Source organism: Achromobacter sp. NFACC18-2 (genome assembly GCF_900108985.1).
Lineage (GTDB): Bacteria > Pseudomonadota > Gammaproteobacteria > Burkholderiales > Burkholderiaceae_B > Achromobacter.
In genome coordinates, this window is the sequence record NZ_FNYM01000006.1 from 208,772 (window position 1) to 222,690 (window position 13,919).

The 13,919-nt window shown below is 68.7% G+C and carries 16 protein-coding genes; 9 read left to right on the top strand and 7 right to left on the bottom strand.

Annotated features, from left to right (window positions below; translation table 11 throughout):
• Nucleotides 1-25 precede the first annotated feature (25 nt).
• Nucleotides 26-1,189, bottom strand: a complete 1,164-nt coding sequence (gene metK, locus BMW75_RS11470; RefSeq protein WP_076518441.1) for a methionine adenosyltransferase — start codon at nt 1,187-1,189, stop codon at nt 26-28.
• 277 nt (nt 1,190-1,466) lie between these two features.
• On the opposite strand from metK, the gene BMW75_RS11475 reads away from it, so the two are divergent.
• Genes BMW75_RS11475 through xerC form a run of 5 tightly spaced genes read left to right on the top strand, consistent with a single transcriptional unit; the run spans nt 1,467 to nt 5,905 of the window.
• A complete protein-coding gene (locus tag BMW75_RS11475; protein WP_076518440.1) occupies nt 1,467-2,333 on the top strand; it encodes a lysophospholipid acyltransferase family protein in 867 nt (288 codons plus the stop codon).
• A gap of 39 nt (nt 2,334-2,372) precedes the next feature.
• Nucleotides 2,373-3,263, top strand: coding sequence for a lysophospholipid acyltransferase family protein (locus tag BMW75_RS11480; protein ID WP_092579372.1), 891 nt, complete (start codon nt 2,373-2,375; stop codon nt 3,261-3,263).
• A 30-nt stretch (nt 3,264-3,293) separates the two neighbouring features.
• The gene (dapF, locus tag BMW75_RS11485) at nt 3,294-4,205 is read left to right on the top strand and encodes a diaminopimelate epimerase (protein WP_092579374.1); all 912 of its coding nucleotides are present in this window, start codon (nt 3,294-3,296) and stop codon (nt 4,203-4,205) included.
• Between the two features lie 4 nt (nt 4,206-4,209).
• On the top strand, nt 4,210-4,887 hold the full coding sequence (locus tag BMW75_RS11490) for a DUF484 family protein (RefSeq protein ID WP_076518437.1): 678 nt from the start codon (nt 4,210-4,212) through the stop codon (nt 4,885-4,887).
• Nucleotides 4,888-4,915: 28 nt separating this feature from the next.
• Nucleotides 4,916-5,905, top strand: a complete 990-nt coding sequence (xerC, locus tag BMW75_RS11495; protein WP_092579376.1) for a tyrosine recombinase XerC — start codon at nt 4,916-4,918, stop codon at nt 5,903-5,905.
• 81 nt (nt 5,906-5,986) lie between these two features.
• On the opposite strand, the gene BMW75_RS11500 is transcribed toward xerC, so the two are convergent.
• The 6 genes from BMW75_RS11500 to BMW75_RS29445 are packed head-to-tail and all read right to left on the bottom strand — an operon-like array spanning nt 5,987 to nt 10,500.
• A complete protein-coding gene (locus BMW75_RS11500; RefSeq protein ID WP_371466965.1) occupies nt 5,987-7,087 on the bottom strand; it encodes a nickel/cobalt transporter in 1,101 nt (366 codons plus the stop codon).
• Nucleotides 7,078-7,761: a DUF1007 family protein gene (locus BMW75_RS11505; RefSeq protein ID WP_092579380.1), complete on the bottom strand. Its 684-nt coding sequence runs from the start codon at nt 7,759-7,761 to the stop codon at nt 7,078-7,080. Before BMW75_RS11505 ends, BMW75_RS11500 begins: the two co-directional genes overlap by 10 nt.
• Nucleotides 7,722-8,726, bottom strand: coding sequence for a metal ABC transporter substrate-binding protein (locus BMW75_RS11510; protein ID WP_092579382.1), 1,005 nt, complete (start codon nt 8,724-8,726; stop codon nt 7,722-7,724). Before BMW75_RS11510 ends, BMW75_RS11505 begins: the two co-directional genes overlap by 40 nt.
• 21 nt (nt 8,727-8,747) lie before the next feature.
• Nucleotides 8,748-9,614 (bottom strand): metal ABC transporter permease, encoded by an 867-nt coding sequence (locus BMW75_RS11515; RefSeq protein ID WP_092579384.1) that lies wholly within the window; start codon nt 9,612-9,614, stop codon nt 8,748-8,750.
• A complete protein-coding gene (locus BMW75_RS11520) occupies nt 9,611-10,333 on the bottom strand; it encodes a metal ABC transporter ATP-binding protein (RefSeq protein ID WP_076518431.1) in 723 nt (240 codons plus the stop codon). The genes BMW75_RS11515 and BMW75_RS11520 overlap by 4 nt, the downstream gene beginning before the upstream one ends.
• Nucleotides 10,330-10,500, bottom strand: a complete 171-nt coding sequence (locus BMW75_RS29445) for a hypothetical protein (protein ID WP_175493149.1) — start codon at nt 10,498-10,500, stop codon at nt 10,330-10,332. The genes BMW75_RS11520 and BMW75_RS29445 overlap by 4 nt, the downstream gene beginning before the upstream one ends.
• A 161-nt stretch (nt 10,501-10,661) precedes the next feature.
• Between BMW75_RS29445 and BMW75_RS11525 the strand changes: the two genes are divergently transcribed.
• The 4 genes from BMW75_RS11525 to hslV all read left to right on the top strand — a co-directional run bounded on the left by BMW75_RS11525 (nt 10,662) and on the right by hslV (nt 13,884).
• The gene (locus BMW75_RS11525) at nt 10,662-11,165 is read left to right on the top strand and encodes a Fur family transcriptional regulator (protein ID WP_076518430.1); all 504 of its coding nucleotides are present in this window, start codon (nt 10,662-10,664) and stop codon (nt 11,163-11,165) included.
• 330 nt (nt 11,166-11,495) lie between these two features.
• The gene (locus BMW75_RS11530; RefSeq protein WP_092579386.1) at nt 11,496-12,629 is read left to right on the top strand and encodes a CobW family GTP-binding protein; all 1,134 of its coding nucleotides are present in this window, start codon (nt 11,496-11,498) and stop codon (nt 12,627-12,629) included.
• Nucleotides 12,630-12,754: 125 nt separating this feature from the next.
• Nucleotides 12,755-13,219, top strand: coding sequence for an RNA polymerase-binding protein DksA (gene dksA, locus BMW75_RS11535; protein ID WP_056327244.1), 465 nt, complete (start codon nt 12,755-12,757; stop codon nt 13,217-13,219).
• Between the two features lie 125 nt (nt 13,220-13,344).
• Nucleotides 13,345-13,884, top strand: coding sequence for an ATP-dependent protease subunit HslV (hslV, locus tag BMW75_RS11540; RefSeq protein WP_056327243.1), 540 nt, complete (start codon nt 13,345-13,347; stop codon nt 13,882-13,884).
• The last annotated feature ends 35 nt before the right edge of the window (nt 13,885-13,919 follow it).

Below are 13,919 nucleotides of genomic sequence, written 5' to 3' on the forward strand. Positions count from 1 at the left end.
TGAACCGGGTGGAGATGATCCGGCGTCAGGCAGACTTCTTCAGTTCCTGCACCTTGTCCGTGGCTTCCCACGAGAACTCCGGCTCCGAGCGGCCAAAGTGGCCGTACGCGGCGGTCTTGGTGTAGATCGGGCGCAGCAGGTCCAGCATGTTCACGATGCCCTTCGGACGCAGGTCGAAGTGCTCGCGCACCAGCTTGGCGATCTGGTCGTCGGGGATGACGCCCGTGCCTTCGGTGTACACGGTGATGTTGATGGGCTCGGCCACGCCGATGGCGTAGCTGACCTGCACCTGGCACTGGCGCGCCAGGCCCGCGGCCACGATGTTCTTGGCCACGTAGCGGGCGGCGTAGGCCGCCGAGCGGTCGACCTTGGACGGATCCTTGCCCGAGAACGCGCCGCCGCCGTGCGGGCATGCGCCGCCGTAGGTGTCGACGATGATCTTGCGGCCGGTCAGGCCGCAATCGCCTTGCGGGCCGCCGATGACGAAGCGGCCGGTCGGGTTGACCAGGAACTTGGTCTTGGGCGTGATCAGGCCTTCGGGGAAGCTGGGCTTGATGATGTCTTCGATGACCGCTTCGCGGATGGTCTCTTGCGAGACCTCGGGCGAATGCTGGGTCGACAGCACGACGGTGTCGACTTCGGCGGGACGGCCGTCGATATAGCGGAACGTCACCTGCGACTTGGCGTCGGGACGCAGCCACGCGAGGCGGCCATCCTTGCGCAGCTCGCTCTGGCGCTGCACCAGGCGGTGCGCGTACCAGATCGGAGCCGGCATCAGGTCGGGGGTTTCGTCGCAGGCGTAGCCGAACATCAGGCCCTGGTCGCCCGCGCCCTGGTTCAGGTAGTCTTCCGAGCTGCGGTCCACGCCCTGCGCGATGTCGGGCGATTGCTTGTCGTAGGCGACGAGCACCGCGCAACCCTTGTAGTCGATGCCGTATTCGGTGTTGTCGTAGCCGATACGGCGGATCGTGTCGCGCGCGACCTGGATGTAGTCGACGTTGGCGGTGGTGGTGATTTCGCCAGCCAGCACGACCAGGCCCGTGTTGCACAGCGTTTCGGCTGCGACACGCGCGTTCGGGTCTTGCGTGAAGATGGCGTCGAGGATCGAATCGGAGATCTGATCGGCAACCTTGTCGGGGTGCCCTTCGGAGACGGATTCGGAAGTGAAGAGAAAATCGTTGTTGGCCACAGATGCGTCCTTGCTTGTCCGGGATTCCCGGCACATAGGTTCACGAGGCGCGCTGCACCCCGGTCTGCACTGCGAATGCCAACTGGGCGCGACGCTTTAGCGGATTTGGCAATGGCCGCGCAGAACGCCGCACCCTTGCCGTCGCCCCGCAAGTTGTCGGTTAACTCGGCGACTGGTCGGATTTTAAGCGAAAATGCCGTTCTTATGCTTGCGGCGAGGGTGTATGCATATACCCCGAGCAGCGGCACGACCCGGCCCGATTTCCTCCTTTTGACGCATGCTGCTGCCTCTGTTTCGACTATTTGCCGCCCTGCCGCTCCCCGTCGCGCATGCCGTCGGGCGGCTTGCCGGGCGCGCCGTCTATGCCTGGCCGGGCAAGTACCGGCGCCGCCTGCAGGCCAACGCGGCCCAGGCCGGCTATCCCGGCGCGGCGTTCGCGCGCCGCGCGGCGGCCGAAGCCGGCGCCATGATCCTGGAGAATCCGCGCGTCTGGTTCCGCAACCAGGAGAGCCTGGCGCAGGTGGTATCCGACGATGACCACGTGGTCGCCGCCGCGCGCGCCGAAAACCGCGGCATCCTGTTCCTCACCCCGCACCTGGGCTGCTTCGAGATCACGGCGCGCTACCTGGCGCGGCAGATGCCCATGACGGTGATGTTCCGCCCGCCGCGCAAGGACGTGCTGGCGCCCTTGCTGGAAACGGCGCGCAACAGCTCGGCGGTCAATGCCGTGCCCGCCACCATGCAGGGCGTGCGGGAATTCGTGCGCGCCCTGCGCCGCGGCGAATCCGTCGGCATGCTGCCCGACCAGGCGCCCAGCGTGGGCGACGGCGTCTGGGTGCCGTTCTTCGGCCGCCTGGCGTACACCATGACCCTGCCGGGCAAGCTGGCGACCCAGACGAACGTGCCCATCATCCTGACCGCCGGCGAGCGCCTGCCCAAGGGCCGCGGCTGGCGCATCCACTACGTCCGGGTCCCCGAGCCGCTGCCCGCCGATCCGGAGGGCCAGGCCGCCCTCATCAACGCCGCGATGGAAACGCTGATCCGCCGCTGCCCCGAGCAGTACCTCTGGAGCTACAACCGCTACAAGACCCCGCGCGGCGCCCCCCCGGCGCCCGACGCCGAACCGGCGCCCCCGGCCGCCTGACGCCCCGCCGATCCCGCCGCCCGGTCTCATTCCACATCCATGAACGATAGAAAAACGCGCACGCTGGTCTCCCTGTTGAAATGGTTCGGCCGCATCAAGCCGGCGACGCGCCTGCGCATCGGCGCCTGCCTGGGCTGGCTGGCGCCCCGCCTGGCCAAGTCGCGCGCGCGCATCGTGCGCCGCAACCTGGAACTGTGCTTTCCCGACCAGCCGGCGGCCGTGCGCGAACAATGGGTGGCCGACCACTTCCGCGCGCTGGCGCAATCCATCGTCGACCGCGGCGTCCTCTGGTACGGCACGCCCGAGGCCATCCGGGAGATGGTTACGCAGACGGGCGCCGAGCGCATCAATGCCCTGACGGCCGAGGGCCGTTCCGTGATCCTGCTGGCGCCGCACTTCATCGCGCTGGACGCCGCCGCCACCCGCCTCACCATGGAAGTGCCCAGCGCGGCCACCATGTACACCCCGCAGAGCGATCCGCACATCGACGCCGTCGTGGCCGCCGGCCGCGCGCGCTTCAACGAAGTCTTCCTGGTCAGCCGCAAGGATGGCGTGCGCGAGCTGATCCGCCACCTGCGCGCGCCCCGCCCGGTCTACTACCTGCCCGACATGGACTTCGGCCGCCAGGGCTCGGTCTTCGTGCCGTTCTTCGGCGTCCCGGCCGCCACGCTGCTCGCCACCGCCCAGCTCGCGCAGAAGTGGAACGCCGCCGTGCTGCCGATCGTGGGTTTCTGGAATCCGGACACCGGCAAGTACCACGTCGACGTCCTGCCGCCGCTCGAGGACTTCCCGGGCGACGACGGCCTGGAAGCCGCCACCGCCCGCCTGAACCGCGAACTGGAAACCTGGGTGCGGCGCTGCCCCAGCCAGTACTACTGGGTCCACCGCCGCTTCAAGACGCGGCCGCAGGGCGAAGCCAAGCTGTACTGACGCCGGGCGCGCGCCCGCCGCGCCACGATAATGGGCGATAATCCCGTGATGAACTGGAACTTCACCAAAATGCATGGCGCGGGCAACGATTTCGTTGTGCTCGACGGGGTCCGCCAGGCCATCGACATGACGCCCGAACGCGCGCGCGCGCTGGGCGACCGCCATTTCGGCATCGGCGCCGACCAGATCCTGCTGGTCGAACGCGCCACGCGGCCGGACGCGGACTTCCGCTACCGCATTTTCAATTCCGATGGCAGCGAGGTCGAACACTGCGGCAATGGCGCCCGCTGCTTCGTGCGGTTCGTGCACGAACAGGGCCTGTCCGACCGCAACCCGCTGCGCGCCGAGATCGCCACGGGCATCCTGGTCCTGGACGAAGGCGACGACGAGCAGGTCACCGTGGAAATGGGCAGCACCCGCTTCGACCCCGCCGCCCTGCCCTTTGATCCGGCCGGCCTGCCTTCGCGCACGCAGGGCCAGGACACGATCTGGGAACTGGACCTGGACGCGCCCGCCGGCATGCCCCGCACGGTTGCCATCTCCGCCGTCGCCATTTCCAATCCGCACGCGGTTCAGGTCGTCGATGACGTCGACACCGCGCCCGTCGCCGTGCTGGGTCCGCTCATCGAGCATCACCCGCGCTTTGCGCGCCGCGTCAACGCCGGCTTCATGCAGGTCGTCGACCGCCACAACATCCGCCTGCGCGTCTTCGAACGCGGCGCCGGCGAAACCCTGGCCTGCGGCACGGGCGCCTGCGCCGCCGTCGCGGCCGGCATCCGCCGCGGCCTGCTCGATTCGCCCGTGCGCGTGCAGACCCGCGGCGGCGTCCTGACCGTCGCCTGGAACGGCGAACAGCTCCGCATGACCGGCCCCGCCGAATCCGTCTTCACGGGCCAGGTCGACATCGACAAGCTCGTCTTCTCCATGGCGCTGAACCGATAACCCTATGACCGATACCGCTTTCACCGCCCAGGACATCGCAGCCTTCCTGCAAGAGAACCCCGGCTTCTTCGACGAGCACGCCGACGTCTTCGCCACCCTGCAGGTGCCGCATCCGCACGGGTCGCGCGCCATTTCGCTGGGCGAACGCCAGATCCTCACGCTGCGCGAACGCACCCGCGAACTCGAATGGCGCCTGAACGAACTGGTGCGCAACGCCACCGCCAACGAGACCATCGGCTCGCATGTGGCCAAGTGGTGCTGCCGCCTGCTGTCCGAATGCGATCCGCAACTGGTGCCGGGCGAAATCGCGCTGGGCCTGGCCGAACAGTTCGAGCTCAACCACGTGGCGCTGCGCCTCTGGAACCTGTCCGACCTGCCCGACCACGGCTACGGCGAACCCGTGTCCGAAGACGTGCGCACCTTCACCGACAGCCTGAAGACGCCCTACTGCGGCACCGACACGGCCTTCGAGGCGGTGTCCTGGCTGGACGCCAAACCCAAGTCGCTGGCGCTGGTGCCCCTGCGCCTGGAGGCCGACGGTCCGGCCGTGGGCCTGCTGGTGCTGGGTTCCGACGACCCCGAACGTTTCACGCCCGAAATGGGCACGACGTTCCTGGAGTCCGTCGGCCAGCTCGCGTCCGCGGCCCTGCACCGGCTGAATCCGGCCTCGCCCAAGGTCTAGGCGCAACGGGGCGGACAAGGACCACGCCATGCCCAGCGACGCGCACGACGCCCACTCGCCCCCCGTCGCCCTGCCCGACCCGATGAGCGCCTGGCTGCGCCATCTGGAAACCCACCGCCGCTATTCGCCCCATACGCTGGACGGCTACCGGCGCGAGCTGCAATTCCTGCGCGAACTGGCCGACAAGTCCGGCCTGCCGCTGGACAAGCTCAGCAACGGCCATATCCGCCAGTTCGTGGCGCGCCTGCACGCGCAGGGCCGCGGCCCGCGCAGCCTGGCGCGCACCCTGGCGGCCTGGCGCGGCTTTTACCAATGGTGGGCGCCGGCGGCGGAACTGGCCGGCAACCCCGTCGCGGGCGTGCGCGCCCCCAAGGCGCCCCGCGGCCTGCCCAAGGCCCTGTCCGTGGAGCAGACCCAGGCCCTGCTGGACCGCGCGCCGGCGCAGGTCGCCACCGAACCGGCCGCGCTGCGCGACCAGGCCATGCTCGAACTGCTGTATTCCAGCGGGCTGCGACTGTCGGAACTGGTGGGCCTGGACCTGCGCTATGAACGCGCCGCCGGCTACGAATCGCGGGGCTGGCTCAACCTGGATGAGGCCGAGGTCGTGGTGCTGGGCAAGGGCGGCAAGCGCCGGTCGGTGCCGGTCGGCCAGCAGGCCCTGGCGGCCCTGCGCAAGTGGATCGAAGCCCGCCCGCAGCTTGCCCTGCCGGCGCCGCCGCCCGAGGATGCGGCCGCGCTGTTCCTGGGCGCGCGCGGACGCCGGATTTCGCCGCGCGTGGTGCAGCTGCAGCTCGCGCGCATCGCCCAGACGGCCGGCGTGCCCACCCACGTGCATCCGCATGTGCTGCGCCACAGCTTCGCCAGCCACGTGCTGCAGTCGGCGCAGGACCTGCGCGCGGTGCAGGAGATGCTTGGCCACGCCAATATCTCGACGACCCAGATCTACACGCGGCTCGATTTCCAACATCTGGCCAAGGCCTACGACCAGGCGCATCCGCGCGCCGGCCGCAAGTCCTGAAGGGCTGACGGCCGCCCGGCGGCGCGGCCGGGACCCGCGCGAACCTTGTGTACGAACGGACGGGTCTGCGACGTACCGCGCTCAGCCGCCGGCGGCCACCATGCCGCCCAGCAGCATCACCCCCAGCAACAGCACCGCCAGCGCCGCCAGCGCCTCGATGGCATAGCGCAGCCGCGCCGCGCCCGCGCCGGACAGGCGGCCGCCCAGGCGCGTGGCCACGCCGCCCGCCGCCACGGCCAGGCAGGCCAGCGCCGCCACCGTCAACCCGGTGCCCAGGCCCATCGCCAACGCCGAGGCCACGCCCGCCGCGAAAAACCCCTGCGACAGCGCGAACACCAGCACGATCAGCGCCCCGCTGCAGGGCCGCAGGCCCACCGCCAGGATGGCCGACCCCGCGCGGCGCCAGTTCAGCGGCCCGGCAACCTGCTCCGGCGCCGGCACATGCGCATGGCCGCAGCCGCAATCGAGGCCGTGGTGGCAATGGGAATGGACGGGGATGTGGCTGGCCGAGTGGTCATGCGAGTGACCGTGCGCGTGCGCGTGGTCGTGGCTGTGGCTGTGGCTGTGGCTGTGGTCATGATCGTGGCCGTGGCCGTGGCCGTGCTCCCGCCCGCCCTTCGCGCCCGCCGCCCGCCGCACCAGCGGCCGCACCGCCTTGATCCACACCAGCCAGGCCCCCAGCAGCGTCACCAGCCCATAAGACGCCAGTTCCAGCCAGCGCGTGGCCTCGTTCATCGTCGCCGCGGTCGCGTTGAACACCATGGCCAGGACGGCCACCAGCAGGATCGCTACCAGCGCCTGGATCAGCGAGGACGCCAGCGCCAGCAGCGCGCCATTGCGCGCGGTCTGCCGGTTGGCCAGCACGTAAGAGGAAATCACCGCCTTGCCATGACCGGGCCCCAGCGCATGAAAGACGCCATAGGCGAAAGACAGGCCCACCAACGCCCACGCCGCGCCGCCGTCTGCCTGCCAGGCGCGCACCGCGCCCGTCAACTGCCGGTAGAAATGCGACTGCCAGACGGACACGCTGCCGAAGAAGCTGGAGAGCCAGCCGGGGCCGGCAAGTCCCGTTCCGCTTTCCGGCACCCCGAAGGGATGCGCGCCCTGCGCGAACGCGGCGGACATCTCGCCCAGCATCGCAAGCAGGAGCGCCAGCGCCGCCGCGCGACGGCCTAGGGGCACCGCACGTCGATCCGGTGCGTGAGTCCCTTGGTGATGGCAAAGAGTTCGTCCGGCAACGCGTCCGGGTCGGCCGGGATCGCGGCCAGCTGCTGCATGGTTTTCCAATCCAGTTCCTTGGGCTTGCGATAGTCGGCGGTGCAGGCCGCGCTCCGCGGACCGCCCAGCGACACCGCGCCCTTCTCGTCAAAAGCGTAGGCCACGAAATAGGTGGGGTCGTAGATATCCACCTGCGCGCCGCCCGCGCCCGGCGCAACGGGCTGGGCCAGCGGCAAAGTGAACGTCAGCGTCAGCCGCGAGGCCTTGGGATTCCAGTCGACGCGGGCATCGCGCGGCGCGGCGAAGGCGGCGCTTTTGCCGTCCACCGTCACCCGAGTGAAGTAATGGGAGATCGGCTCGCCCAGCGCCTTCATCCAGTCCTGCGCCATGCCGTTCAGCGTCTCGGCGGGCAGCGAACCGTCCTTGCCCTTTTTCAGCCCCTGCGTGGCATAGGCCCCGAACATCTCGTCGAACCGCCAGACCTGGCGGACGGCGGTGATGCGCTGCCCGGCATCGATCTCGATCTGCGCGCGGGCGTCGATCCACATGTGCGGATGCGCGCTGGCGGCGCCCGCCGCCAGCAGCGCCGCCACGGCGCTCAGGGCTGCAAGGCCGTGGCAAGCTGACGTGCGTTCCATTCAAACATTTCCAGGTAGGTGGCGCCCGGCTGTCCGGGCTTGGACAGGGCATCGGAGTAAAGCGTACCACCCACCTTGGCGCCGGTCTCGCGCGCGATCTGCTGGACGAGCTTGGGGCTGCTGATGTTCTCGACGAACACCGCGGGCACCTTCTCGCGCCGCACCTGCTCGATGATGGCGGCCACCTCGCGCGCCGACGGCTCGGCGTCGGTCGACACGCCCATCGCGGGAATGAACGTCACGCCGTAGGCATCGCCGAAATAGCCGAACGCGTCGTGCGAAGTGACGACCTTGCGGCGATCGGCGGCGATGGCGTCGAAGGCCTTGCGCACGCTGGCATCCAGCGCATTGAGCCGCGCGATGTACGCGTCGGCGCGCTGGCGGTAGGCCTGCGCGTGCGCCGGATCGGCCGCTGCCAGGCCATCGGCCACATTGCGCGCGTAGATCACGCCGTTCGCCAGGTTCTGCCAGGCGTGCGGATCGGCGCCATGGTGATGATGATGGCCCTGCTTGTGATCGTCATCGTGGTCATGGTCGTGGTCGTGGTCGTGGTCGTGGTCATCGTGTCCGTCGGTGCCGCCATGGCCCTCGCCCGGGCTCCCGAACGCGCGCGGCTTGACGCCCTTCGAAGCCGTCACCGTCTGCCCGGAGAATCCGGACGCCTTGGTCAGCCGGGGCAGCCAGGTCTCGAAATCCAGGCCATTCACGATCAGCACGCGCGCCTCGGCCAGCTTCCTGGCGTCGCCAGGCGTGGGCTCGTAGCCGTGGGCGTCGCCGTCCGGCCCGACCAGCGTGGTCACGCTGACGTCGGCGCCCCCGACCTCGCGCACGATGTCGCCCAGGATGGAAAAGCTGGCCACCACCTTCAGCGGCTCGGCCGCCTGTGCGGTCCCCAGGATGGCCGACAGGCACAGGCCGGCCATGGCCAGCAACGCCCGGCGGCGGGCCGGCGAATTCGAACGCATAGCGAATCTCCTTAAGTAGTCTCAGGCAGGGCGCGCGCGTCGCGCCGCCCGCAGCAGGCCGCCATGCGGGCCGCCCACGATGGAAAACAGATAGCAGGCGCCGGCCGCCAGGATGATGGCGGGCGAGGCCGGCACGTCGAAGTGATAGGAGACCAGCAGGCCGGCCACCGACGCGGCCACCCCGATCGCCGCCGACAGCGGAATCTGGCGGGCCGCGCTGCGCACCCAGAAGCGCGCCGCGGCCGCGGGCAGCATCATGATGCCCACCACCATCAGCGTGCCCAGCACCTGGAAGCCCGCCACCAGGTTCACCACGACCAGCACCAGAAAGCCCATGTGCACCACGCCGCCGCGCCCGCCGCTTGCGCGCAGGAAACCGGGGTCCAGGCATTCGGCCACCAGCAGGCGGTAGATCGCGGCCAGCGCCAGCAGGGTCACGCTGGCCGTGGCCGTCACGAGCAGCAGCGCGGCGTCGTCCAGCCCCAGCACCGTGCCGAACAGGACATGCAGCAGGTCCATGTTGGAGCCGCGCAGCGATACCAGCAGCACGCCCAGCCCCAGCGATATCAGGTAGAACGCGGCAAAGCTCGCGTCTTCGCGCAGCGGCGTCAACCGCGCCACCAGCCCGGCCAGCAACGCCACGGCCAGACCGGTGACGATGCCTCCCAGCATCATCGCCCCCAGCGACAGGCCCGCCATCAGGAAGCCGACGGCCACGCCGGGCAGGATGGCGTGCGACATCGCATCGCCCATCAGGCTCATGCGCCGCAGCACCAGAAAGACGCCCAGCGGCGCGGCGCCCAGCGACAGCGCGCAGGCGCCCGCCAGCGCGCGACGCATGAAGCCAAAATCCACGAACGGCGATACCACCCACTGCGCCAGCGTCATGCCCAGGCCCCCGCCTGCCGCTGCCGCGCGGCTTTCAGGTGCGCGTCGCTCAGCGTCGTGCACGTATCGCCCCAGGCCACCACCGACCCGGACAGGAGCAGGCATTCCGGGAAATGGTCCCGCACCAGGTCCAGGTCGTGCAGGACCGCGATCACGGTCCGGCCCTGGCCATGCAGGCCGCAAAGCAGCGCCATCAGTTCCTCGGCCGTGTGGCTGTCGACCGCGGCGAAGGGTTCGTCCAGCAGCAGCACCGGCGCATCCTGCACCAGCATCCGGGCAAACAGCGTGCGCTGCATCTGCCCGCCCGACAGCGTATCCACGCCCCGGTCCGCGGCATCGGCCAGGTTGACCGTTTCCAGCGCCTGCATGCAGCGGTCCAGCTCCTCGCGGCCGAAACCGCGCCATCCGCCCACGCGGCGCCACGCGCCCATCGCAACCAGGTCGAGCACGGTGGTGGGAAACGACCGGTCCAGCTCCGCCGCCTGCGGCAGCCAGGCCAGCGCGGAGCGTCCCGCGCCGCGTATGCGCACGCTGCCCGTCATCGGGCGCAGCACGCCCATGATGCCCTTGATGAGCGTCGACTTACCCGCGCCGTTGGGTCCGACCACGGCCGTCATGCCGCCGGGCGCGAAGCTGCCTGACACCGAACGCAGCGCCGCGCGCCCGTGCCAGCCGAACGATGCGTCGGCCAGCTCCACCGTGATGGGCGCCGCATTCATCGCGGCCACCAGTCCAGCGCCCAGCCGGTCAGGCCCCACAGCAGGACCGACGCGGCCAGCGCCCAGGCCATGCGCCGGCAGGCGGAAACGAGAAACGCGGATCGGGGCGGCGTGCCCCGGCCGGGCGCGGCGCCGGGCCGCGGGGGCAGGAGCGTGAAATGGGACATGGGGGGACGACAGGGAACGCGGCAATGACAGTTTTATTATGTTATATCATAACCAAACCATCCGGACGCCGGCGCCGGCTCCCGCACCCCGGGGTTTTCTGCTACCTTCCAGGCATCTCACGCGCGCGTCGCGCGCGTTTTCCATTCAGATAAAGCCCGCCATGTCCGCTCCGTCCCGTCCACCCCGCAGCGATACCGTAGGCGCTCAGCTCAGCGTCGCCGAAACGCTCTGCGCGCAGCGCGGACGCCGCCTCACGCCCATCCGCCGCAAGGTGCTTGAACTCCTGCTGCGTCACGGCCGCAGCCTGAAAGCCTACGAACTGCTGGACGCGATGCGCGCCGTCCACCCCGGCGCCGCGCCCCCCACGGTGTACCGAGCCCTGGATTTCCTGATGGACGAAGGCCTGATCCACCGCCTGGACGCCGTGAATGCCTGGAGCGCCTGCCACGACGCCGGCGGCGCGCCCCACGACCTGCTGGTGGTCTGTACCGGTTGCGGCGCGGTGGCCGAAGTCTCCGATCCGGCCATGAGCCGGCAACTGGCCGAACGCGTCGCCCAGACGGGCTTTGCGCTGGCCACGCACGAAACCGAAATCCGCGCGCTGTGCCCGCAGTGCCAGAAGAAGCAGCCGGCCGACGCCGGACATCATCACCACCACCACTGAACGGCTGACCCCGCGCCGCCCCGCTCATCCTTTGGATGCGTCCCGACGGCCGGGCCATCCGCGCCCGCCGCGCAAGCCGCCCTTGAAAGCCGGCAAACCGCCCCCAAATAGAGTTATCGCCTGATATCTTGACGGCGTACGGCTGCCATCGGGCGGCCTCGGCCCCCCGGGTTGGCCCGGGGTTTGCCCCCTGCCCCCGACTGTGCTGTAATCCTGCGTCCGGCCGCCATCGGCGGCCTTCGCAGCCTGTGGCAGACATCAATCGGCAGGGACTGAAAACCCCGTCAGGCGCTGTGTTCCACGCCCTGACTTCACGCTAGCAGCTTCGCCATGAATACCCCGCGCAGTTTGGACAAAATGGTTCCCGTCACCATCCTCACCGGCTTTCTCGGTGCGGGCAAGACCACCCTGCTCAAACGCATCCTGACCGAATTCCACGGCCGCCGCGTCGCGGTCATCGAAAACGAATTCGGACCGGAAAGCATCGACAACGACCTGCTCGTGCAGGACAGCGACGAAGAAATCATCGAACTGTCCAACGGCTGCGTCTGCTGCACGGTGCGCGGCGACCTGATGCGCACGCTGTCCGACCTGCGCGCCAAGCGCGAAGCGGGCGAACTGACTTTCGAACGCGTCATCCTCGAAACGACCGGCATGGCCAACCCCGGCCCCGTCTGCCAGACGTTCTTCATGGATGACGACATCGCCGAGTACTACCGCCTGGACGCGGTGGTCACCGTGGTCGATGCCAAGCACGGCATGGCCACCCTCGACAACCAGCCCGAAGCCCAGAAGCAGGTCGGTTTCGCCGACCGCATCCTGATCTCGAAGAAAGACCTGGTCAACGACGTCGACTACGAAGCGCTGCGCCACCGCCTGGTTCACATGAACCCGCGCGCGCCCATCACCGCCGTCAACTTCGGCGACGTCGACCTCAAGTCCATCATCGACATCAGCGGCTTCAACCTGAATTCCATTCTGGACATCGACCCGGAATTCCTGGCCGATGAGCATCCGGACGCCGCCCACAGCCATGCCCACGATCACGACCATGGGCACGATCACGGCCATGACCACGGTCACGACCATGACCATGATCACGACCACGATGGCGAATGCGGCGCGCACTGCAATCATGCCCATCATCACCACCCGAAGCACGACGACGAAATCGGCGCCTTCGTGTTCCGTTCGAACAAGCCGTTCGACCCCGCGCGCCTCGAGGAATTCCTGGGCGGCGTCGTGCAGGTCTACGGCCCCGACCTGATGCGCTACAAGGGCATCCTGTACATGAAGGGCATCAACCGCCGCATGTTGTTCCAGGGTGTGCACATGATGATGGGCGCCGAACCCGGCAAGCCGTGGACCGCGGCCGAGAAACCGTCCACCAAGATGGTGTTCATCGGACGTAAGCTGCCCCAGGAGATTTTCACCCGGGGCTTGGAGCAGTGCCTGGCGGGGTAATCCCCATTCCTGCGTGACGTGATGCGACGAAGGCAGTACTGTGAGGTACGGATAGCGTAGGCAACAAGTAACACGGACCGGGAATGGACGCCCGCGCCAGGATCGATTCATAGTGGAGTGTTTACATGGCTACCAAGGCAGCAACCAAAAAATCAAGCAAGTCGACGAGCGATACGGCGATTGATCTGCCCAGCGAAAAGGAATTGCTGGCCATGCCCGAGTCCGACTACATGAACGACCGCCAACTGGCGTTCTTCAAGGAACGGCTCAAACAACTCGAGCAGGACATCCTGGCCAACGCCGGCGAAACCACCGAGCACCTGCGTGAAACGCAATTCGTGCCGGATCCCGCCGACCGCGCCACCATCGAGGAAGAGCACGCCCTGGAACTGCGCACCCGCGACCGTGAGCGCAAGCTGCTCAAGAAGGTGCAGCAGTCCATCGCCCGCATCGACAGCGGCGAATACGGCTGGTGTGAAGAAACCGGCGAGCCCATCGGCATCCCCCGCCTGCTCGCCCGCCCCACGGCCACCCTGTCGCTGGAAGCGCAGGAACGCCGCGAGATGCGCCAAAAGCTGTACGGCGACTGACCCGTCCCGCATTCGCACCGCCACTGCAAGGCCATGCTGGTTCAGCATGGCCTTTTTTGTCGCACTGGCCAGACCTTGATATCCCTGCGACCGCCCCCAGCTAATCCTTTCAAAGGAAGGAACGCATGGAACAATTTCACGCCACCACTATCGTGTGTGTGCGCCGCGGCAACCGCGTCGCGCTCGGCGGCGATGGCCAGGTCACCCTGGGCAACATCGTCATCAAGGGCACGGCCCGCAAGATCCGCCGCCTCTACCACGACAAGATCCTCGCTGGCTTTGCCGGCGCCACCGCCGACGCGTTCACCCTGCAGGAACGCTTCGAAGCCAAACTCGAAAAGCACCAGGGCAACCTGATGCGCGCGGCCGTCGAGCTGACCCGCGACTGGCGCACCGACCGCGTCCTGCGCCGGCTGGAAGCCATGCTGATCGTGGCCGACGCCGAGCACACGCTGGTGCTCACCGGCAACGGCGACGTCCTGGAGCCCGAACACGGCCTGGCCGCCATCGGCTCCGGCGGCGCCTATGCCCAGTCGGCCGCGCTGGCGCTCTTGCGCAACACCGATCTGCCGCCCGAAACGATCATCAAGCAGTCGCTCGAGATCGCCGGCGACCTGTGCATCTACACCAACCAGAACCACGTCATCGAAACGCTGGGCGACTGACGCCCGCCGCGCGGCGCAGCCTGCGCCGCGGCGCC